Here is a 22,555-nt window from a genome sequence, read left to right on the forward strand (position 1 = left end):
CTCTCGGCGGGTTTGCTTGCGCTTGCCGGCGTACTCAAAGTCGGAAAAGCTCATCTGGCTCATGGGCGGCTCGGATCAGGTGTTGCGGGGATTCTCGCATAACTGAAGGCTTGTTCGGAGATTCCCTAGGACGAGTCGAACTGGGGGTCTACCAATAGTCATTTTCATGCTCCAAGGCTCCAATCGGCTGATGTGGCCGAACCTAACGCGGAACAGGCAAGACTGCGTCAACAGTGCATCCCTGCACACCAGACACCAGGCAGATCTTATGCCTCTCAATCTGGTGGTAGCCAACGATGTACTTCTGCCCTGCCCCTTTTGATCACGCCGAACCCTCAAAGACCTCCATGCCAAGCGATGGCATGCGCTCACTCATCCCGGGTTCGGCGATAGGCCCTAGCGCGTCATTGAGAGAGGTCTTAGAAAGAGCTCATCTCGGCCAATTCATCTTTGATTGTCTGAAAAAGACCCTCAACATCCAGGTCGGCGTCCCGCGTGACGTATGTGGCTACGAGGATGGTGAGCGGGTGCACGTCGAGCGTACCTGCTAGCTGATTGATTTTCTCCAGCGTAGGGCTTTTCAGGCCTCGTTCCAGCGAGCTGAGATACGTACGGCTGCTCACGGTAGAGAAATCCTCTTGGGTGAGATTTCTGCTGTTTCGAACCTTTTTGAGCGCAAGGCCGAACGCGATGCTGAGTTCCAATTTTACGTTCCCACAAAAGGAACGATGAAGCGCTATCGAATCCTATAGGGCTACAATCTATAGTGTTCATTTTAGGGAGGTTGCCATGTTCACTACCTATCCGCGCGCGGAAATTGCGTTCGACCTGCCAGATGAGCCCGCGTCACCCGCCGGACAAAGGGTGTGGAGCTTCGTTGAGCAGGAACTGATAATGCCGTGGTTTTATATGCAGGTTGTGCATAGGTCGGGGCGTGAAAATTTTGCCAGCATGCTAATGATGTACCATGCACATGAACTGAAACAGTTCATCGATGCGCAGTCGGATCGTGTGTGGGTTGAAGAGGTTCAACTGGTAACCCCTCCCCACGTCAATAAACAATCAAGCTGGCTCATGGAGCCACTGACGATGGCAGGGATCGCTACCGACCCCCAGGACGGATCAAACTTTCTCGTCTATCAAGTGGCAAGCGGGACCATTTATTCGCTGAGGGACGATCTTGATAAGAATCTGGCGCCCTATAGCATTCTGTTTTCGTCTGAGCGTGACCTCCAGCGCTAGTCAGCTCTTGGAGACGAGATAGGAAGGTCAAAGAGTATTCCATCATTTTGTGGAACCTGTGCCGGGATCGGCGATGACGGAGATATTATGAAAGGGCGCCGTAAGATCAAAACCTCGAAATGGAAGCTCCAAGCGCAATTTATTCAAGAGGCCAAATCTATCTTAGAATCTGAATCCTATGCGTGCCGGAGTGGAAGATTTCTCTCAAAAGCAGTAGCTGCTGGTCGGGATGCCGAACCAGTAGGGTTATTGGCAGGACCCACAGAAAAGATGCGGTGAGCTAAGCCTGGTAAATGCACAGAAGCGCTGTGACCGCATCTGTGGCTGATCATTCCCGTGAAAACCGGCCAATACCTTCCGCATCCAGTTGGGCATCTTGCAGGCCATGAGCTCGCTGTATTCTTTAGCGCTAAGCGAGCAAAGGATCTTACCGATGACTTGGTCAGTCATTCCTTCTTTCCCAAGATAAAACAGCGCAGTCAAGGCTAAACCCGCTTGGGTCCCAGCTTGCTGGAGACGTTGCCAAGACGAATGACGCAGCCGAACTACCGCGTTACCCATCTTGATTTCTCGTGTCGACCCGCTGGTGTAGTAAGTTGGTAGAACCTGCATCTGGGTGCTAAGTCCCAGTCTTCGTACAGCTTCCACGCCATGAATCTGAATTGTCTCGCCGCTGGCCTTTGCAACCGTTTCCATGACTGTAATCGGATTAGCTCGGACATTCCTACCAGTGTACTCACTTATCTTGGGCCGCATGTAAATGCCGCGAGCCACGCGCTCCAATAAGCCGCTGCGCGTCATCCGAGACAGTGCTTTATTAACCGAAGTGCGAGAGCCCTCCTCTGCAAAAAGAGCTTTGTTAAAGGGTTTTCCCTTCCTCATGTGCTTGACCCGTTTAGCAATAGACTCAGCGACAGACATGGATGGCTCCAACTCCCGAATTTCTGTATGGACACGCTAAGCGATATGCAGGCTACTGTTTGGGCTAGGCACTATTCCATCAGAACATTAACTGCAGTTTAGGTGCGCCTGCACATGGGCAAGCGACGAATCACCTTCTTCAAAGGTGATCTGGCATACGACCTTCGGTGCGGGACGTGATAACTGATTCACACCTCCTTTTCGCTAGTTGGTGCGCAGCTTATTATCCAATTGTAGAGGTCCTGAGCGCCGGCGCTGAGGCAGCGGCTGAAGCTGCTTTTGCGTGCTTTCAATTCCGTACTCAGCCAGCAGGCTCTTCACGGTGGCGCCCTTTATGAAAAGGGCATGCATCTCGCAAATCTGATCAATCGAGAGGTGCGAGAGTGCTGGATATGGCGCGGCGTATGATATCGATGCCGACATTTGACGCGTGATGAGAATACCTCCAATCCATCCCACCGGATGTTCTTTTTCGGGGGATCTCCATTGGTATCTCTTTACACCCCTGAGCGTGCAACGACATCGCGCTTGATATTGTGTATCCTGAAAAAGGTTGCTCCGAGATTTGTTGGCGATCAGCCTCCCCTTGGAGGCATTCGATAGCCCGCCTTTCAAGGCGGGCTTTATTTTTCAATCGCTGTGCAGGCCTAAGCTCTGGCGCGAGCTCATACAATGGGATTTAGGTGCTCAGCGCGTGAGCCCAAAGGCGCCTCGAAAAGGTGGCCTACTGCAGCTTAGAATCGCTCTCCCACGCAGCCAGCGAGAGATGAGCGTTGACCAAAGCATCGACCACAGCTCACCCTTCTACGAAAGATCGCCTATTCGCGCCACCATGCATAAATTGGAACTTGCTGTGCCGTCGCGGTCAACGGCATAACCTCCAGTCGGCCCTGATGCATCTCTGTTGCCTCCGGCCAGTTGGTCAGCCATGCGATACCCAAACCGCTGAGCGTGGCATCTAGCATGGCTTCCCCATGAGCCACCGTATGCCGCGGCTGAATTACGACCCTTTCAAACGAGCCTTATGAATCAGTGACCTGACACGTCAGTGCCCACTCAAGCGCCCATTTCGGCGCGTAAGGTCAAGAACCGGATCCTAGTTGGCTACTTGGAGTACATAAGCATCGTTCGCAACCTTCACTTTGAGCTGTTCCCCGATCTTGACGAATTCTCTCTGAGCGAAAGTATCGATGATGATCTCCCCCGCCAATGCTTGTATTTGCTCTAGACCAGCGGGAGTTAACCATATGAAACACCCTTCCCCCCAGGTTGCCACGCTGTTCAAATCGAGGGGGCCAGCGTCTTGCCACCATGCAACCCCAGCCATGAGTGCCGACGCGTTATCAACGTAAGTCCAAGGGGACTTTGACGAAGCCGACCATCCCAGGCGCAGCAACCAATTGGGGCACAGGGTCAAATTGTGTTCGAATTTATCTGGCGAGTGCGAAGAACTACAGTAGCGTCGAATGAAATTCGGCGAGCATTCATTGTCGAGCGCGACCTCCTCACCCAGCCAGACGACCCCAGGCAGAGAGGCGAACAGCTCCTCAAATCGTGGTTGACCGTCGAGTACTGCCGCGCGGAGCCGCAACTGACGGAGCCGGTACTGCCGCGGTTGCTGCGTTACGAACTTAGAAACTTCGGCGAGAACTAGCAGGTCCTGATCCGCGGGCCAAACTGCTACATCATGCTTTACTTGGTCCAACCACAATTGGTCTCTAACCCGCCAATCTAGGTGTTCAGCGCTAAGCTGTCGGGCAATTCCTCGTGGCCGAACGCCGATCGGTCTCATCGGCAGCACCGGCACCGAGGCATTGAGTTGCTCCAGTAAAGCGGGTACCCGAGATCCTGCTATCAACCCCGCCTGGTACAACTCCCCAGCCACGTATCGTAAGGCGGTTATGCCGGCCCACGCCTGCGGTTTGACATAGGGAATCCTCATTTCCAAATCTTGCAGGTGGCTACGCGAGGCGGTGTCTGCTGCTTGCCCAAAGCTGCCCAGGCCGCCCCACTCAGTAATAAACATCGCCGCCCGATGCCTAATATTAACCTCCTCAATCCCCGTGACTTTAGACAGCATTTTAACGACCGAGATAAATGGCAAGGTCCACCCCATCGGATCCTCAATCCGCATTGTTCCGGCCATCTTATCGATCAGCGTCAAGCTGTCGTCGGCATCATCGTCCAAGGTCAATTGATAAACCAGTGGAAGGGTGACCCGGGGCACGGATACCGACAGTCCCCATTGCAATGCCAACTGCCTGGCCGCAATAGCGACGCCTAGGTCACCGTGGTGCGCCAGCGCCGCGACTCTCGCACCCAGTGTGGCAGCTAATCTGGACTCGTTAGCCAACAGTAATGTCTGCATGGCTTGCCATGGCTCATCCAGCGTACCTGCCAGCAACCGATCCATTGTCAGGCAGAATGCTTGCTCACCACTTCCTGATTGCGCGGCCAGCCGCAACGCGCAAAGCTGAGCCTGACGCCTCACACAGGTGATGGGCAGTCGCAGCGCCTGATGCAACAGTTCGGCAAGCACTTGGGTGTCATCCAGTGCAGTTTGTGAAGGTTCAAAGGGCTGTCCGAGTTGGAATTCGCGGGTGCTTTGCAGTTGTTCAGCGACCAAGTCCCAAATAGCGGCCCAGTCGGGCTGCTCACTGATGATGGGCAGAATATCCTCGATTTCGGCGAGCAAGATCATGCTGCCATCCTCGCCCGTAATCAGTGAATCGACGAAGCTGGCAAACGCGACAGGGTGCGTGGAAACTCCATCCAAGGTGAGGCGCGCCTTGAAGTAATAATACTGCTCTCCGCCCATCCATTGACTCCACGAGCGACGCTGCGTCTCGACCGCCTCGTCACTATTCAGCAGGCGTCGAGCATGCCCAGTATTACCAGCTTGTACGAGGCGCTCTACCATCATGTAACGGCAGCGCTCCTTCGATCGAAGCAGTTCCCATTGCTCGAACATCGCGACAACCTGATCAAGCGGGGCAGCCTCGGCGAGCGCAAGGAACCGATACGGTGCTTCATAGCTGAGGTTTGCAGTTTCGGCCTCAAAGGCCTGTTGTAGTTCATCGAGACTGCATGCGTCATCGTATCGCTGCCGACTACTGTGATCGCGCGAAGGAGGCGCATCGGCTTCCCAGCGTTGAACCGCGAGATCCAGGATCTCACTCGCATAACCGTAGTGCTTAGCTCGCTCATGCAAGCGCTCGATCAAGGTAAGGCGCAAGTGAGCTGCGCTGTTCCGCTCGATCGCCTGTTGCAACTGGGCTACGGAGTCCGCAAGCAATCCCGTTCCGCCGGCCATCAACGCGACATCGAGAAACGCTCCGATTTTTGTGGCCGGACGATAATGCGGCTCTTCGTAGTAGGGTAAGACCAACTCACACCACGCGCTTATCGCTGCAGGCTGCAGCTCCGGCGAACGACGCAGCATTTCGGTCAAGAGCACGTCCATTCGATTCGGCCAGCCGATCAGGCTCCACGACCCAAGTGCCTGCGAGATCTCGTAACCCAATTGCGGACTGTCGCGCATACCCTCCTCAATCAGGGTATGAGCTATACGACAGGCGGCGCTGAACCCTTCGGTTTCACTCATACCTTGCACTTGCCGCATGAGCAGTTGAGTGCGTGCAGCGCGCTGCTCCGGCGCTGCCGCATTGGCGCGGGCCAGCACGGTGCTCCACAGCGCATACTGGGGATCCTTCCGCGCAGCGAGCGCATAACCCAGCGAATGTGCTGAAAGGTTCGCCAACAACTGGCGGGCGCTGTAGTCGTCATCAATCCTGGCGAAGGCTGCCACCAAATCAGCCAGTACATCCAATTGCTCGCTAGGTGTGTTCTCGACCAGTTCATTCACCAAGCGATGCAGGCGCTCTGATGCGCCTTGTCGATCGCCATCGACCGCGTAGGCGGCAACGGCAATCTCTCGCCTGAGCAGAGAGGTCGGATGCGTTGTTATGTCTGCAGCCAACTGATCGAGTGCGTCAAGCATCTCGCGAAACTCGCTTTCTCGGCAGACCGCCCCAATTCGGATCAGTTTTCGCGCCATCACCGGCGCCACGGTAATGGCTAGGTGAGTCAAGGAGTAGTCGGCGCCATCGCGTGACGGCAGACGCAGGACGTACTCCATGGCACGCCGGCACAAGTTCAGCGCCCGGCCCGGTGCAATCGGCGCGATGTTGCGTTGAACTTCACCTGACAACTCGCCCACCTGGGTTGCAAGACTCTGCAGGGGACGTAGCAAGGCGTGCCTGGAGGGGGCAACCGGAGACAGAGGTTTGCCTAATAAGCTTGCGAGCTCAGCATGCTCAAGCACAGCCTCCACTAGCCAGGAGGCGGCATGATTGTGCAGCTCATCATCGCCCATCGCCATGGCGGGGGGGACGAGACGCTCGAATAGAACGCTTGCTCGGGCGAGATCACCCGCTTGAGCCGCTAGCAGCGCCATGGTCCGTAAATGCGCATTGGGCAGCTCGGAAAAGTCACGTTGCAGCTCGGCCAGGCGGAAGAGCGTCAGGGCTGCACATTCATCCCCTTGCTGCAGACAGCTCAATCCCGCATCGACCATTAACGCCGCTGGCATCGACACGGTGAAATCCAATTGCTGTTGCAGCTCAACGAAATCGATGTCCGGTTGATGCTGCATTACCGCCTGTGCTAACTGCAGTTTTAGCCTGACACTGATCGACTCTTCGAGGGCAACGGATGCAACGTAAGTGGCGTCAGACTGACTTTCAGCCTCAAGGTGCGTAATTGCGTGGCGTATTTGCTCAAAATCGCGGAAATGAAAAACCCGCCGAGCCCACTTTTCGAATTCCGCCACATTGTGAGCATGCCCGTAGTGCTCGAATCGCGACGTATGCAGCTGCGACAAAGGCTCAAGGTGTTCAAAAAGATTTTTAGCCCGATCAACATCCCCCAGGGCGAGAAAGGCATCGACAACTTCGTACCCTTTGGCAGGGAAATCACGCACGAAGGCACATGCTGCATTGAGCTCTCCGGCGGCCAACATGGCCAGAGGCAGTTGCTCGGCATGCTCGAGCGCAGTGGCGCGGCGCCCCACCTCGTCTCGACACAATAGCAAGCGGGTTACATCGGTAGCGTCACCCGTGCGTGCAGCGAGCAGGCCCAAACGGATGTCGGCTTCAATCTCTGCAAAGCCACGTCCCTGGCCGACATGCTGTCGGAAATATATCGAAGTCTCGAGTGGTATGCTGCCATAGCAGCTGAAAACCTCGTACTGAAGGGCGACGTGGCTAAAGGGAGGAGCGCGTTTGGATCAAGGGCCCTGGCGGCTCCTTCGCCTGCTACGGATTAAATTCACTAGAACCACCTTCCTGGTGCAGGTTTCTGAAATAAATACGACTGAAGACCGCTGCGGTAGAAACAGTCTAGGCTGAGAAATATCAGGCTGCGCGTAGCCAGCAGAGAGATTCCAGAGTTCTCGTAAGAACTTGCCATCTGCGGGTAAGACCTTCGATCATTTGGTCTCGTGACCCTATCCGGTGACCGATCAGGCCAAGCGCTCGCGGCCAGGCCAATCCTATAGATGCAGGCCCCTCCTGTAATTATGGCACTCCTAGGTGGCCGGGCACATCAAGGCCGACCCTCTGCTGATCATGACCACATTGATCTTGCACACCATCATCATGATGCGCAGCCGCATGCAAACAAGCCTGAGCCAGGGGAAACGGCAACATGCGGTCGATACCATTCTGTAAATAGGTCGATAGACCCTGTTCGATGTATCTGACCAGTTTTTCCGCCACCTCGAGGCCGATGCTGGCCTGCGCCTCGACGGTGGAACCGCCGATATGGGGGGTAAGAATGACGTTGTCAAAGCCACGCAATGGCGTCGTGAACGCTTCGTCGCTCGAGCGAGGTTCCTCTGGGAAGACATCGACAGCAGCGCCCAGCAGATGCCCATCGGTCAACGCGGCGGCCAGTGCTTGCAGATCGACCAGGTTGCCGCGGGCGGCATTGAGCAGGATGCCGCCTTTCTTGATCGCACGGATCTCGCGTTCGCCCATCATCAGTCGGGTGGTGGGCGTTTCCGGCACATGCAACGTCACGATGTCGCTGGCAGCCAGCAGTTCGAGCAACGACGGAATCTGCCGTGCGTTACCCATAGGCAGCTTGGCGTGCACGTCGTGGAATAGCACCTGCATGCCCAGGCTCTCGGCCAAGACCGACAACTGAGCGCCGATCGAACCGTAGCCGATGATCCCCAGCTTCTTGCCACGGATCTCGAAAGCGTTGACCGAGTTCTTCAGCCAGGCACCTCTATGACAGGCTGCATTCTTGGCAGGAATGCCGCGCAGCAGCAGGATGGCTTCGGCCAGCACCAGCTCGGCCACTGAGCGGGTATTGGAAAAAGGCGCATTGAAGACGGCGATACCGCGCTGACGCGCAGTTTCGAGATCGACCTGGTTGGTGCCGATACAGAAGCAGCCGACAGCGACCAGACGCGGGGCACAGGCCAGCACGTCTGCGGTCAGTTGGGTCCGTGAGCGGATGCCGATAAAGTGCACATCGGCGATCTTCTGCTTGAGCTGGGCGTCGGACAGTGCGCCGGTGAGATACTCGATACTGTGGTAGCCCGACGACACCAGGCTATCCACGGCCGAGGGATGGACGCCCTCCAGCAGCAGGAAGCGGATCTGGTTTTTGTCGGCAAACTGTATAGTCATGGGTGTCGTCCCTGAAATATTCGAAATAGTGAAAGCAACAGGTGCCCTGCCTTTCGGGCTTAGGCCCGCTCAGCGATAGATCGCGTCGACGATCGAGTCCGCCAGCGCTCCCCAGGCGCCCGCCACCGCGGTGTTGGTCAGCGCCACCAGGCTCATTCGGGCCTGTGGGTCGACCCAGTAGTGACAGCCGTACAAGCCGCACCACCCCCAAGTGCCCGAAGCGTGTCGCTGTCCTGCTGCCTGCCGATCGGTCAGCACTGCAGGCCCCAGGCCGAAGCCCCAGCCCTGGCCACGGCTGGCCATGGGCAGGCCTTTCAGGGCATCGGTGGTCAACAGTGCAGTGCTCTGCGGAGTCAGCAGCGGACTGCCGCCAAGGCGCAGGCACTCAAGCAGGCGCAGGTAATCGTCGGCGGTGCCGAGCAGGCCTGCGCCTGCCGAAGGCCATGCGTCTGCACGCCGAGCCCTGCACGCCGAGACTTGGGCGCAGCCAGTATCGAGGACCAACTGGTCGTGATCGGAGATGGGAACCGGCCTGCCCTGCGCATCCTTGTAAGGACGCGCCAGTCCGGCGGCGTACGCGAAGCCGGTATGTCGCATGCCCAGCGGCTTGGTGACCCACCGCGCCACGGCCTGGGACAGGCATAGCCCACTGGCCTGCTCGATCACCGCCCCCAGCACTTCGGTGGCCAGTGAATAACGCCAGCGCGTGCCGGGTTCGAACAGCAACGGCACCTCGGCCAGCCGTCGCAGGTTTTCCGACAAGCTGAAAGACACGTCGTCCAGACCGTCGGATATGCCCGCTTGCGCGTAGTGGTTAGCCGTCGCCATCTCAAAGCCGTAGCCCAGCCCCGCGGTATGCGAAAGCAGATGGTGCAGACTGATATCCGGCCTGCGACCATCGGCCAGCCGTGGCCTGAAGTCCGGTAGCCAGGTATGCACCGGACCGTCCAGCTCGACGCATTGCAATTCCGCCAACCGCAGCGTGACCACCGAGGTCAGCAGCTTGGTCAGTGACGCCAGTCGAAAGACCGTGTCGCGCTGCGCCGCTTGACGTCCTTCACGGTCTGCCCAACCTCGGGCACTGGCATAGCGGACTTCGCCCTCCTCGGCCAGCAGGAGCACACCGCCGACGATGCGGCCGCTGTCGAGCTGGTGGCGCCATAACTCGTCCAACCGGTCCATTCTCACAGCCCCCGAAGGGCGTGGCAGAAGATGCGCTGATAGCCCTGTGCATCATGGCGGATCGGATTGGTGTGCGAGCAGCCGTCGGCGAACGCCATCCGGCCGATCAGCTCGGCATCCCGGTCGTCGATGCCCAGCATGCTCAGGTCTGGCGCGATGCCGCTTTCTTCGCGCAATGCCAGCAACCAGTCCAGTACGCCGGCGAAGCCCGCAGTCGGTAAGCGCAAATAATGCGCCAGGTCGCTCATCTGGCTCTGCAGCGACGATTGGTTGGCGAGCAGTACATAAGGCAGCAGGATCGCATTGAGCAGGCCATGGTGATGGTCATACAACGCGCCCAGCGACTGGGCGATGGCATGCACTCCCCCCAGGCCACGCTGGAAGGCCGCCGCACCGAGGCTGGAGGCTACCAGCATCTGCTCGCGCGCCTCCAGATCTTGACCGTCGGCCACCACCCGGGGCAAATGGCGATCGATCATCTGCATGCCTTTGACCGCCACCGCTTCGGCCATGGGATGCCACACGGGCGAACACCAGGCTTCCAGGCAATGAGTCAATGCGTCCATACCCGTGGCAGCAGTCAGGTGGCGCGGTAAGCTCAGCGTCAACCTGGCGTCGAGAATCGCCACCCTGGGCATCATGCGGATATGCAGCATCGTGCGCTTGACCCGCGCCTGCTCATCGGTGATCACTGCCGCGCGCCCGACTTCCGAGCCGGTGCCGGCGGTGGTCGGCACGGCGATCAGCGGTGCGATGCCGTTGGGGTCGGCGCGCAAATGGTTGTCACCAATGTCCTCGAAATCCCACAAGGGCCGGCGCTGCCCCGTCATAAGAGCCACAGCTTTGGCCGCATCCAGTGCCGAGCCGCCACCGAAGGCGATGACGCCGTCGTGCTGACCGGCCTTGTAGGCCTGCACACCCGCGGCAACGTTGTCGCCTGTGGGGTTACCCTTGACCTGGTCGAACAGGGCACAGTGACCTAGCGTGCGCTGGCAATCGTCAAGGGCCTTGAGGATCATGTCGCTGTGCCCCAGATCGCGGTCGGTGATCAGCAGCGGCCGTTTGATGCCGCTTGCGCGACAGGCATCGGGCAGTTCGCGCACGCGTCCGGCGCCGACGCGGATGGAGGTCGGGTAATGCCAATTGCTGGTATGCATCGTGGTTCCTTGATGAAAAGTGTTTGTGAAGGCCTGATCTGAGAGACCGGCGCAGCCACCCGCGCCTCTGCTGGAGGCGCAGGCGGTGATCGATTAATTGAGCCAGTAGGTCTGTATCAGGCCAATCAGCAGGCGCAGCCCGAACGCGACCATGAGCAGGCCGGTGATGATGTCGATCGGCTTTTTCATGCGCTGATAACGCACACGTACGGCCGGGACCGAAAACAGGGTCGCCAGCAGCACGAACCAGGAAATGGCCAGCACCGCGATCAGCGCGACTCCGGCGCCGCGCACCCACATCGGCAGTTCGGGTGCCGACACCGTGGTGAACACGCTGGTGTAGAACGCCAGGGCCTTGGGGTTGGTCATGTTGGTGAGCAGACCAAACCGGTAGGCACGGCTCAGGCCCCCGATGTCCAGCGCGTCGAGGTTGCGGGGGGCCGGCGGTTTTCCGGGGCTGCGTAGGCTCTTGCTACCCAGCCAGATCAGGTAGGTGCCACCGAGCACCTGCAGGGCCGGCTGCAGGAACGGCAGCCGCTGGAACACCAGCCCCAGGCCTGTGGCCGCGAGCAACGCCCAGACGATGCTGCCGGAGGCCACGCCCAGGCCGGCGCAGATGCCCTGCTGACGCGACTGGCCGATGGACAGTTGCGTGATGACTAGGAAGTTCGGACCTGGGCTGATGATCAATACGATGAATGCGCCGGCCAGGGCCAGCAACAGGGCAAATTCATGGGTCATGGGATACATGGCTGCTCCTAGAGGCAGTTGACGGAGGTTTGGAGCTGTGCGCGGGATTGCTGCATCAGCCGGGTCAGGCAGTCCTGCACGGCCCTGCGCGCCTGCAGTGGGGCCAGACAGTGGGGATCGGGCGTCGGGACGTAATGGTTGTAGAAGGTGCTGCCCTCCACCGCTGGGCCCAGTAACCAGAGTCGGTCATGGACGGTGCCATCGGGATAGCGCGCCCGCCCCATCGGGTCGACGTCGACGCCGTCGGCAGGCTCGGGGTGCGCCGCGCGAATCAGGCCCTGTTCGAGCAGATCGGCCAACAGCGGGTGATGGCTGGCGGACAGCCCGCTGGGCAGCGCCCGCGCCTCGATCAGATGGTCCACCGTCAAGGCAGGGGCCTGGTCGTCATGCAGTCCATGCAGGCTGAGGATGCCGTTTCGGCGGCGTACCCGCTGGGGGGGTAGCACCTGAAGCACACCGGCGTCTAGCAATGCCAGCAAGTCTTCGTAGCGCTCGCTTTGAGGGCCGCCGACCAGGCGATTGGAGACTCCGGCAAAGAAGCGGTAGAACGCTAGGGTCGAGTGCGCCTGGAGCCCGCCGTGGTCGACGACCTGGCGCAACAGATCGCGGTAGTCTCGCCAGACCTCCATCGCCTGAGTCAGCGGACTCTGGGCACGGCCCAGACGGCTGCGAATCAGGTCCTGCTCTATCCAGTGCCTGTACCAACTGACGTAGCCGTCAGCCCTTCCCTGCCAGTGACCAACGGCGTGCCAGCCGGCAGGATCGAATTCGCCCCAGTCAAGCGCCAGGCGCGCGAAGAGTGCCGAGCGGCGCTGATCGTTATCAGCCGCCTGCAAGTCTCGCTGCAACTCGGCCAACTGCTCGGGCGCCTGACACCTGACAGTGGCTTGGTAGAACACTGCGCGCATCTCGTCTTCGATCAACGGCAGCACCTGGGCGACGAAATCCAACTGGCACGACTGCCCTCGCAGTCGCTCGACGGCCGCAGCCGTGAAGAACAGCCGCGGCCACGGCTGATGGCTGTCCACCCCTGCCGCCGGGCGCGCATGGTAGGGCAGCCCGCTGCGCGAGAACAGGTAGAGGCTGGGCTCCCGACCGCTGGCCTCGTAGCGCCAGCCCGCCAGGTTATCGGCCGCCACGAAACGACCGCCCCGCCCTTCGGTCAAGGCGGCCAGTGTGTCCATTGCCGTGAGCCCCAACCCCTCGACGGCCACTCGCCCACCTGCCTCGGTGGGCAGAGACGGCGCCTGTGCATGACCGCAGGTGATGAACAGCGCGTCACAGCTTCGGGCCTCGCCAGAGGACGAATGGAGCGTCCAGCCCGCGCCATCGGGCAAAGGCGTGGCGCGGCTCACCCGTTCGGCAAAATGCCTGACCTGCAGGTTGTCAGGGCAGCGCTGCAACAGCCAGCGGTAGCTAGCCTGCAGGTATAGACCCAGCAGGCGACGCGGTACGAAATCACCGAACGCGACCGGTCGTCCCGTGGCATCGGGACTCAGATGCCCGCGTCCATCCAACCGGATATCCTGCTCGTGGCACCACTGCAGAAAAGTCGGTCCGGCCGTGGGGGCTAGCGGGTGGGCGCCGCAGAAGGCCGACAATTGACCCGCCATGGTGTTGAGCATCAGATAGTCCGGTTGCGTTTGCGCATGCAGGCCGGCCCCCGGTGTTTGCGGATCATGGAGTGAGAGCTGCATGACCTTGTCGGGATTCGCCTGCGCCAGCGCGATGAATTGCTCCAGAAGACTCAAGCCGCGTGACCCCATGCCGACGATGGCTGCGCGTAAGGCGACCGGTCCGGTAAAAATGCGAATGTCCATGGCGGTCACCAGCGGTTGGGTTCGAAGAAGAAATTCGGGACCGCTGTCGCCATCTGCCGGGAAAGTGCCTGCCGATACAATCGCTGACCTAGCGCCAGGTCGAGCACGCCCAGCCCGAAGGGCGAAAAGATAGTCGGCTTCTGCGGATCAAGCTCGACGAGCCCGCGCATGAGCTGAGCCAATGTCCCGGTAAGGAAGCTGCGGTCCTGATAATGCTCAACGGCTCTTTGCGGGGAGGTTCCCGCCTTCAGGCAGTGCTCGACGTCATCGAACAGGTTGTTGGCCTGGGCGATGACGGCAGGCCCGAGGTCGCGCAGCGAAATGTTCAGCACGACCTGGCCAGGCCGCAGAGCGGCGTCCAGCACATAAGGTTCGGACGCCGTGGTGGCGAACACCAGGATGTCGGCCTCCAAGGCCTGGTCCAACGTCACCGCCCGCGCCTGGCGACTGTGCTGTTGACACAGGTGGTCGAGCATCGCCTGGACTGAATCGCGATGCTGGTCATGCACGCCGATGTGCTCGAAGGACCACCCATCTGCGATGAACAGATCCATCAGGTTGCGCGCGATGAAGCCCGAACCGACGATCGCCAGACCATTGGCCCGTCTCGAACGGCCATTGGCCCAGTAGGCGCCGAGCACCGCCGAGGCGGCAGTACGCATCGCGCTGATGCGTGAGGACTCCAGACAGGCGTACGCATAACCGGTGCGCGGATCGTTCAGCAACAGCACAGCTGATGCGCGTTGCAGCCCCGTCTGCACATTCCCCGGGAAACTGGAGATCCATTTGATACCAGTGACCGGCGCCTCGTCGTCCAGGCTTGCCGGCAGGGCGATTATGCGGTTGGCCGGTTGCGAGGGGAAACGCAGGAAATAGCTGTCAGGGTTCACCGTGCAGCCGGATTCGTGCGCCAGGTAGGCCCGGCGCACGTCTTCGATGCAGGCCAGCGGATCCTCGGCCAGCAGGTGCGCTATGCACTGACCATCGACCACGTGAAAGGCTGCCGAGTGCCGAGGCGCGGGTACCACGGAGCGTGATGCTGGGGCTGGCGTCAGCCAAGTAGTGCGATCAGGATGGGTCGTCAGATCGTCCAGGGTCATCTCCAGCACCTGCCGCCCAAACCGTTGCTCCACCCAAGCGTCGTCGTACAGGGTGTCCAGGTAACGCTCGCCCCAATCTGGCGACAGCGCGACTACTACCGCGCCCGGCTCAATGCGCTCGCGCCAGGCGTGCACTGCGGCGACCACTGTTGCCGTGGAACCGCCCACCAGCAGGCCGCGGTCGCGTGCCAGCAAGCGCGCCATGGCCACCGTCTGTGTCTCGGTGACCATCTCCAGAGCATGGATACCCGTCGGATCGAAGATCGGAGGGCGTTGGCTGGTGCCTAGCCCGGGAACAAAGCGCCGCCCTGCGGGGGTGCCAAAGGTCACAGAACCGACGCTGTCCACGGCGATGATCCGAGTGTGCGGAAAATGTTTCTGGAAATACTTTGTGCAGCCCATCAATGTGCCGGTGGTGCCCGCGCCGACGAACAGGTAGTCGATATGCGGGAAGCGTTCCGCGATCGCAGGTGCCGTGGTACGTGCGTGCGCCTCAGGGTTGGCAGCGTTTTCGTATTGATTGAGCCATAGGTAGCGCGAATCGCCAGCGAGCAGTTGGTGAATCAGGGCGATTCGCGTGCCAAGAAAACCGCCGTTGGCGTCGGTGCGGTCGACCTCGATCACCTCGGCGCCATAGATGCGCATCAGTTTGAGGCTGTGCCGCGAACTGTTCGGATCCACGACGCAGGTGAAATGCAATCCTCTGGCGGCGCAGAGCATGGCCAGTGCCACGCCCAGATTGCCGGAAGATGACTCGATAAGCCGGCTTTCGGGCTTGATCAGGCCTCTGGCCTGCAGATCATCGATCATTCCGCGAGCGGTCTTGAGCTTGATCGAACCAGCGGGGTTGAAGCATTCCAGCTTCAGGTGGAAATCCGCACCGATCCCGCAGACGTGCAAGAAGGTGTGGTCGTGTACCAGGTCTTCGACAGACTGGCTCGACACGGGGCACAGAGACGATAGGCTCATGGTCGACCCCTCACTGTGCCAGCGCGGTGACGTGCACCGCCTGACGCTGGGGTTGATCGACCAGTCCTTGGGCGATTCGACCGGCACGCAACGCCATCATCGAAAACGACTGGCTGTCGCTGATGCCATGGCTGCGCTCGGACAGCCCATTGACCCACAGTCGCACCTGGCAATCGTCTCGCGTCTCAATGCGGTAGTCGCGATCGATGGACAGGCCACCGTCCTCGCCACTGGCTAGCCAGGGCTGCAAGCCGGCCAGCAGCGACGGCACCTTTTCCTGTGCGTAGCCGGTCGCCAGCACGATCGCATCGACCTCGATCTCCCGCTGACGCTGACTGAAGGTGTCGATCAGCGTGACTCGATAACCTTCCCCAACACGGGATACTGCGCTGACCTGGTGATAGCCATAGGTGAGCAGGCGCTGGCGGCCGGCAATCGCATCTTCGTACTGCAGCGAGAACAGCTTCTGGCTTTCGTCCGGGTCGATGCCGGCATAGTTGCTCGAGCGACTGTTGTCCAGGAAGCGTTTGCGCGAGGTGCTGTCCAGGCTGTGGAAGTAATCGACGTGATCGGGACCGAACACGCGGTTGGGGTATTGACCCAGCTGGGTGAGCTTGAAGCCAGCGCTACGGTGCAGCGAATGCACTACGGCCTGGGGATTGCGGGTGAGCAGTTCGAGCACAGACTCACTGGCACTCTGTCCCGAACCCACAACCAGCCAGCGTTTGGGCATCTGGTCGCCGAAAGCGGCCAGGCGACTCAGGAAATGCGATGTATGGAACACGCGTGCGCCGGTCATTGCCTGGAATTGGGCCGGGATGTTCGGCACGCTGCCGCTGGACAGCACCAGTCGGTTGGTGGTGAACGTGCCGCGTGTGGTTTCCACGCGGACCTCGCGCAACTCGCCGTCTTCGCAGACCGGAAGAATCTCGACGACGTGTGTGTCGTAGTGCGTGTGACCGTCAACCTGCCGCGCCACCCAGGTGATGTAGTCCGACCACTCGTGACGACTGGCCGGGCGTCCCAGCAGGCCAAAGTCGAACATCCGCCCCTTGTCCTTGAGGTACATGGCGAAGGAGAAGCGGCTACGTGGGTTGCGTGGTGTCACCAGGTCACGGAAGACGTGGTGGTTGATATCGGTGCCGTCAAGCAGCAACTCGCGATGCCATTGGCAATCGGTGGCAGCCTCCAGGAAAGCCAGATCAAGATCGCCCAGAGACTCGCGTTGCTCTCTCGCATCCTCCAGCACACATGAAAGAGCGACGCCTGCCGGTCCAAAGCCGATACACAGTGCGTCGCGTCTGATGGTATTGCGCCCCATATGAAAGATCCTTTTAGCAACGTGGGAAATAGCGAGCAGCACTGCCCAATCGCGAGCAGCTGACTGGTCGTGTGAGGGTTGGTTGACAAGGGGTCGGTTGCCCGTCGCAGAGCGCGGCCCCGATTGCGCTTGATCTACGTGGGTGGCGGTTCCAGCCCCCGCTGGCCCACCCGCCAGAGACGGGTGGCCGAACCGAGGTATTCACCGCGCTCGAACAGCAGCGGCTCATCGAACGTGGCCAGAAGCCCTTCTTGCAGCTTCTGCAGCAACGCCTTGCGACTGGGCCACGGCTCGGGAGCCAGACTGGCGACTAAACGCAGCAGGCGCAGGCTTTCCTGAAGATAAGTCTGCGTCGGGCCAGCGCCAGGGTCGGTGTCGAAACCGATCACCCAGGTCTGCTTATCGTCGAGTTGGGCAGCGCCAAGGTGAGCAGAGGCGGCATCGTCGGTCAGGACCAGAGGCCAGCGCTGGCCGGCACGACGGCGCGACTGCCAGTGCTCGCGGCTGGGTCGCAGACGCCCGGCGAACACCTCGACATCGGCATGGCCCGGATCATCGCTACGGGTCAGGGCGCAGCCAGGCATCGCACGTACGATGGCCGCCGCCAATGCCTGGCCATGGGCGCTGTCGTCGGCGGACACATATACCCGTCGCCAGCCTTGGCGATACACCCAGGTCGTCAGATCCGCCGCAATCTGTCGATCAGACGGGCACAGGCGCAGCACGTTGTCGTAGTCGGTCAGTCGATCCACCGTAGCTGCCGGCGTGATCAATGCGATATCCGCTGCCCGGTATAGCGGCGCAGCCGCCAGTGCAGCATCGGACGAGAAGTGCCCGATTACCAAATCCACTTGGCGATCGATCATGTAGCGTGCCACTTGCGCCCCCCTAGCAGGATCGGCGCCGTCGTCGCACCAGTGCCAGCACACCTGGTCCAGTGCAGCGAGCTGGTTGCGGCTCGTGGCGATGGCGTGCAAGAAGGTCCGCGCATGAGGCGTCACTTCTGGGTCGAAGACCGCACTGACCCCCACCTGCAGTCTGGGCTTGAGGATGTCAGGCGCCATGGCTGCCGCTCCTCTGCTCCGCACCCCTCGTCAACAGCGCACGGCGGACACTCAGGCCGCGCCATCTGGGCTCCGGTTCGCTGGTCACGCCGCTCAGGTAGCGGCCGATCTGCTCGGCGGCGATTTCAGCGACGGCAGGCGCGAACTTGAAACCTACCCCCGACATGCCCGTGGCCACGTACAGCGCCCGGGTATCGTCCACGAAACCGAGCACCGGTCGGCCATCGGCACTGTAGCAGTCGAAGCCCGGGAGGATGTCGAGCACGCGAGCCTTGGCCTGCGGGCGCAGATGGCTTATCCGCTGGCAGGCATCGAGCATATGGCGGGCATCGGGGCCTGCAAGCTCCTCAGGCAAACTCGCTCGGTCGCGAGGCTCGCAGCCACTCTGCACGATGTGTCCACTCAATGCGATGGCGTAGCTGGCCGTCGGGGCGTCGATCACTGGTAGCGACCAGTCCTGATCAGTGAGCACTCGAGCGAGCGGAATGGCGCGGGTCTGCAGGTCCAGTTGTGGCAGCAGACCAGTGGTCCATGCGCCGCAGGCGAGCACCAGCAGGCGACAGCGCAAGCGCTCACCGGTCAGGCTCAGGCACGCCGAACCATCGGCCTGCCAGTCGATGTCCTGCACCTGACAATGCTCCAGCACCAGGCCCTGCTGACGGACCAGGCCGCACAGGCGCGCGGTGATCTGACGCACATCTGCCGTACACGCCCGGGCCTCGAACAGGTCAGCCCGGTCTGCACGGGCTTTGTAGGGCCCGTAGCCCTGCACCCTGTGCATGGGGTAGTCGGCACTGGCGTAGCGCTCGATGGCCATGTCCAGTGCCAGCTGCTGCTCGAGCCCTGCGCGATAGAGCACACCGCTCTGGCGCAGCGCGCCGGCATAGGCGCTGGTGAAGACCGGCCCGGCCATCGCCTTCAGCGCACGGGCAGTCATTTCCATCAACAGCGGGTCGCGGTCATAGAGACGGATCAGCCCTCCCGAATAGGCACTGGCGCCACGGCTGGCCGGGCTACCCTGATCGATGAGCGCCACGTCCAGCCCCTGACTGGCGAGCTGAGCGGCGAGGCTGGCGCCGGTGATACCTGCGCCGATAACGGCCACCTGAAAGTCGATACTCATGTGTGTCGCGCCTCAGATCGAGTAGTCTTCGGTGGGGCCGGACAGCACCCTACTCGTCACGCGTGCTTCATCCAGGCCATAGACCTGAACGATCCGCGCCGCCATATCGGGGATGAGCGCCTTGCCCATGACTGCGATCAACGCAGCCCAATGCGACACCGTCCGTGCTTCCTCCAGCCTCGAGCGCGTAATAGCGATCACGTCATTGAGCACCTGTGCCATACGCCTGATGGAGAAGTGCTTCACCTGCGTCGCTCTGAGCCACTGTTTGCGCAGCACTTCGACCAGCTCGTCGTCGGCTGCATGACCTGTATCCGCGGCAGCGTCGCTGCTGCTCGCGCCCGCCGCGATCAGGGCGGGGAAGAAGGCTCCGAAGGTGTCTTGCCGCCAGCGCTGGAAATGCGCCAGACGAAAATCGCCTTCGCTGCACTCCGGAGAGATGCTAGCCAGGTACAGCCGGGCGCTGTCGGCACAGGCCTGATGAACCAGATCGCTGATCCAGATGGCATGGTTGCGGCTGGTGGACAGGTTCAAGCCATCGAGCTTCAGGAACTGGTTGGGCATGAAGTGCTGGCGTACGTGCAGACCGTCGAGCGTTGCCAGTTGCGCCGGGTACACCACGCAGTGACTGAATACGCAGTCGAAACCTAGGAAATTCACCAGGGTACCCTGACCCGAGCGCCAGTACCGATTGAACAGATCAGGATCCTCGACCCGTTCGGCATACTCACGAAACGCAGCCATGTATCCAGCCAGCCCCATGAACCAGGTATGCACCCGGCAACTGCCGTCTGCGCTCAGATCCAGGCCGCTTTCGCCTGGGCGGGTAACACCCCAGTCGTGCAGATGCTCGAAGGTCTCCTCCAGCCAGGCGTCGAGCGGCGCGCGCCAGTGACGACCGAGCAGGTTCTGACGCAAGTACGCTTCGAAGTCGCCGAGCTTGAGAAAAGCCCGAGGGGCGGTTTTGAACACCGGCGGTTTCTGGCACAGCTTGCAGTAAAGGCCGCCCATCTGCGCTGCATCCGGCGCCTGGGCACAGTTCTCGCACTGGCTGGGGTCGGAGTCGTGGCCACAGTAGTTGCAGGTACCGCGCGCAAACGCTTCATAACCCCAGGTGTCGCAACTGGCGCAGTAGGGCTCCAAGCTGTCGCGGAACGTGAGGGCACCCGCCTCGCGAAGCTGGCCGAACACCTCGCTCACCGCTTCACGGAAGTAGCGGTTGTCGTAAGGCCTCATCCAGTTGTCCGGACAGATGGCGATCGCCGCCAGCGAAGCGGTAATGCGATCAGTGTTACGTCGAGCTAACTCAACAGGATCGATACCTGTTTCCAGGCCTTTGCGCAGCATGTATGACTGATAATCGTCCGAATAGGACACCAGTACACATTCGTGACCTTGCTGGCGCTGCACGCGAGTGAAGACATCGGCGCCAAGGAAAGGGCCGGCGATGTGACCAATGTGCAAGTCGCCATTGGGCGTCGGCGGTGTGACGGTGACAATGTATTTGGCCATTACCAGCACCCCGTGCTGTCGTCGTGATGCGCGACGAAATCATTCACGTAATTCATGTCCCACCAAATCACGTAGAAGTGGAAGTCGGCATCCGAATCATTGATCACGTAGTGGTGGGTATGCTTCGGGATCGCTGCGATGTCACCTCTGGCGAAGGGCAACTCGCGATCGCCGATGACCAGGCGGGCCTCGCCTTCCATGGCGATGAAGATTTCCTGGTCGATTTGCGTATGAGTGGCGCTGCGGGTGCCAGCACGTACGACGCACCAGCCGCCTGCGAACGGCATCGGGTAACCCTCCCAAGGCAGCAGACGACTACCGTCCAGGCCGAACTCCGGAACTAGCGCGTTGAAATCGATCCTGCGATGAATATCGAACTTTTCCATGCTCAGACTCGTGTGTGGGTGTTGGAGCCGAGCATGGATCCAATGATGGCAATCCGCTATCTGATGCCTCGATAGCTCAGGGGTGACGCATCGGATTCTCGAATGCGGTGAGCTGAGCGCAATGGCAACGAGCGGCCCTGGCCAGCTTGCCTGAAAACGCGGCCGGCCCCGGGAGGCGTTGATCAGTACGCAGACTGTGCGCGGGGAAAGAAAATGCTGGAACATCAATGGATCGTGGCCGGCTGCGAGAAGGCCAATGGTGTGGCTGCACATTGCATGCAACCACTTCGGCCCCTTCTGATGGCGATCTGGATAAGCCTACGGGCCTCAGACACGGTGATGGTCAGGCGAGCTTCAACGCCTCCAGCACCGCAATGGCCGCGTTTGAGAGCAGAGAGATCGGTCGAGCGATCACACTGATGCGTCGGGCGACCGGTGCCGGGAGGGGCAGGTACTGCACCCTCGGATCGAGATCAGGTAACAGGGCGCTGGGCAGTACCGAGAGATAATGGCCGTCGATCACCAGCTCGAGCAAGGTTTCCAGGCAGCTGAGCTCGCCGCGATGACGCAAGCGCAGTTGGTCTGTGAACAGTTGGCTGTGCAGTCGATCGATGCCGGCGTGACGCCAGGCGACGTAGGGCACCGTCTGCGCGATCTCGATGAGGGTACGGCCCGCCTGGCTTGCGCTCGGAACGATTAACCGGTAATCGTCGCACCAGTGATGGTGCTCGACATAACGTTCGTCCAGAATGGTACTGGGTTGAATCAGGATATCCGCCGTACCGCGCCGCAGTGCCTCGAGGCTGGGCTGCAGATCGTCGTCATGGCGCACGCTCAGTTGCAGGTCAGGGTATCGCTGGGCCAGATACTCCATGGCCGGCTTCAAATTGGTTTCCTGCATATGGGCGCTGTAGCAGATGTTCACACAGCCGCTGACTTCTTTTTTTTAGCTGCGCAAGTGTGGCAAGCATGACGCTCAACGACTGCGCGATGATCTTGCCTTCTGGTGTCAGTACGCAGCCGGTGCGACTGCGGATGAACAGGCGTTGCTCGAAATGATCCTCGACCTCTTTGATCGCGTAACTGATGTTGGATTGACTGCATCCCAGGATAGCGGCGGCTTCAGAAAACGACCCATGCTGGGCAACCGTTTGAACAACCTTGAAGAATTGAGTTTTCATGTCTTGCTGAACTCTGGCTCGGGCTCAAGCCTGCACGGAAGGTGTTTGCGTAGCCTCAGCGAGCGAATGCCGGCCTTGCACAGCACCCCTGACTGCGACTGTTCTTTTGGGTGGACGATCGAATGCTTC

Annotated in this window: 17 protein-coding genes and 1 pseudogene; 1 reads left to right on the forward strand and 17 read right to left on the reverse strand. The window is 60.4% G+C overall.

The annotated features are described in order from the left end of the window. Positions 1 to 419: 419 nt before the first annotated feature. Positions 420 to 704: a helix-turn-helix domain-containing protein gene (locus L6D80_RS21515; RefSeq protein WP_176515370.1), complete on the reverse strand. Its 285-nt coding sequence runs from the start codon at positions 702 to 704 to the stop codon at positions 420 to 422. Positions 705 to 789: 85 nt separating this feature from the next. On the opposite strand from L6D80_RS21515, the gene L6D80_RS21520 reads away from it, so the two are divergent. Then, complete coding sequence (locus tag L6D80_RS21520) at positions 790 to 1,242, forward strand: hypothetical protein (protein WP_223849153.1); 453 nt, start codon at positions 790 to 792, stop codon at positions 1,240 to 1,242. Between the two features lie 246 nt (positions 1,243 to 1,488). Here the strand turns inward: L6D80_RS21520 and L6D80_RS21525 are convergent, their stop codons facing one another. The 16 genes and pseudogenes from L6D80_RS21525 to L6D80_RS21595 form a co-directional block, all read right to left on the reverse strand. Beyond that, positions 1,489 to 2,163: a DUF6088 family protein gene (locus tag L6D80_RS21525; protein ID WP_176515372.1), complete on the reverse strand. Its 675-nt coding sequence runs from the start codon at positions 2,161 to 2,163 to the stop codon at positions 1,489 to 1,491. 818 nt (positions 2,164 to 2,981) lie between these two features. Beyond that, positions 2,982 to 3,164, reverse strand: a complete 183-nt coding sequence (locus L6D80_RS30390) for a LysR substrate-binding domain-containing protein (protein ID WP_223849238.1) — start codon at positions 3,162 to 3,164, stop codon at positions 2,982 to 2,984. Between the two features lie 95 nt (positions 3,165 to 3,259). After that, the gene (locus tag L6D80_RS21530) at positions 3,260 to 7,234 is read right to left on the reverse strand and encodes a hypothetical protein (protein ID WP_176515376.1); all 3,975 of its coding nucleotides are present in this window, start codon (positions 7,232 to 7,234) and stop codon (positions 3,260 to 3,262) included. Positions 7,235 to 7,862: 628 nt separating this feature from the next. Next, positions 7,863 to 8,861: pseudogene (serA, locus tag L6D80_RS21535) on the reverse strand (phosphoglycerate dehydrogenase); the annotation flags it as partial. A 69-nt stretch (positions 8,862 to 8,930) separates the two neighbouring features. Then, on the reverse strand, positions 8,931 to 10,043 hold the full coding sequence (locus L6D80_RS21540) for a serine hydrolase domain-containing protein (RefSeq protein ID WP_176515380.1): 1,113 nt from the start codon (positions 10,041 to 10,043) through the stop codon (positions 8,931 to 8,933). 2 nt (positions 10,044 to 10,045) lie between these two features. Next, positions 10,046 to 11,200, reverse strand: a complete 1,155-nt coding sequence (locus L6D80_RS21545; RefSeq protein WP_176515382.1) for an iron-containing alcohol dehydrogenase — start codon at positions 11,198 to 11,200, stop codon at positions 10,046 to 10,048. 93 nt (positions 11,201 to 11,293) lie between these two features. Then, positions 11,294 to 11,941 (reverse strand): LysE family transporter, encoded by a 648-nt coding sequence (locus L6D80_RS21550; RefSeq protein ID WP_176515384.1) that lies wholly within the window; start codon positions 11,939 to 11,941, stop codon positions 11,294 to 11,296. 17 nt (positions 11,942 to 11,958) lie between these two features. Further along, positions 11,959 to 13,770 (reverse strand): FAD/NAD(P)-binding protein, encoded by a 1,812-nt coding sequence (locus L6D80_RS21555; protein ID WP_176515386.1) that lies wholly within the window; start codon positions 13,768 to 13,770, stop codon positions 11,959 to 11,961. A 5-nt stretch (positions 13,771 to 13,775) separates the two neighbouring features. Further along, positions 13,776 to 15,839, reverse strand: a complete 2,064-nt coding sequence (gene sbnA / locus L6D80_RS21560) for a 2,3-diaminopropionate biosynthesis protein SbnA (RefSeq protein WP_176515388.1) — start codon at positions 15,837 to 15,839, stop codon at positions 13,776 to 13,778. Positions 15,840 to 15,849: 10 nt separating this feature from the next. Then, positions 15,850 to 17,160, reverse strand: a complete 1,311-nt coding sequence (locus L6D80_RS21565) for a SidA/IucD/PvdA family monooxygenase (RefSeq protein WP_176515390.1) — start codon at positions 17,158 to 17,160, stop codon at positions 15,850 to 15,852. 134 nt (positions 17,161 to 17,294) lie between these two features. Beyond that, complete coding sequence (locus L6D80_RS21570; RefSeq protein ID WP_176515392.1) at positions 17,295 to 18,224, reverse strand: ABC transporter substrate-binding protein; 930 nt, start codon at positions 18,222 to 18,224, stop codon at positions 17,295 to 17,297. Then, positions 18,214 to 19,347 carry an NAD(P)/FAD-dependent oxidoreductase gene (locus L6D80_RS21575; protein ID WP_176515394.1) on the reverse strand — a complete coding sequence of 378 codons (1,134 nt, stop codon included), beginning with the start codon at positions 19,345 to 19,347 and terminating at the stop codon, positions 18,214 to 18,216. Before L6D80_RS21575 ends, L6D80_RS21570 begins: the two co-directional genes overlap by 11 nt. A gap of 12 nt (positions 19,348 to 19,359) precedes the next feature. Beyond that, a complete protein-coding gene (locus L6D80_RS21580) occupies positions 19,360 to 20,859 on the reverse strand; it encodes a methionine--tRNA ligase (protein WP_176515396.1) in 1,500 nt (499 codons plus the stop codon). Further along, a complete protein-coding gene (locus tag L6D80_RS21585) occupies positions 20,859 to 21,245 on the reverse strand; it encodes a cupin domain-containing protein (protein WP_176515398.1) in 387 nt (128 codons plus the stop codon). Before L6D80_RS21585 ends, L6D80_RS21580 begins: the two co-directional genes overlap by 1 nt. Positions 21,246 to 21,588: 343 nt before the next feature. Beyond that, the gene (locus L6D80_RS21590) at positions 21,589 to 22,146 is read right to left on the reverse strand and encodes a LysR family transcriptional regulator substrate-binding protein (protein WP_176515399.1); all 558 of its coding nucleotides are present in this window, start codon (positions 22,144 to 22,146) and stop codon (positions 21,589 to 21,591) included. Continuing rightward, positions 22,091 to 22,426 (reverse strand): LysR family transcriptional regulator, encoded by a 336-nt coding sequence (locus tag L6D80_RS21595; protein WP_176515401.1) that lies wholly within the window; start codon positions 22,424 to 22,426, stop codon positions 22,091 to 22,093. The genes L6D80_RS21590 and L6D80_RS21595 overlap by 56 nt, the downstream gene beginning before the upstream one ends. Positions 22,427 to 22,555: the final 129 nt, after the last annotated feature.

This window comes from Pseudomonas ceruminis (assembly GCF_021602025.1).
Lineage (GTDB): Bacteria > Pseudomonadota > Gammaproteobacteria > Pseudomonadales > Pseudomonadaceae > Aquipseudomonas > Aquipseudomonas ceruminis.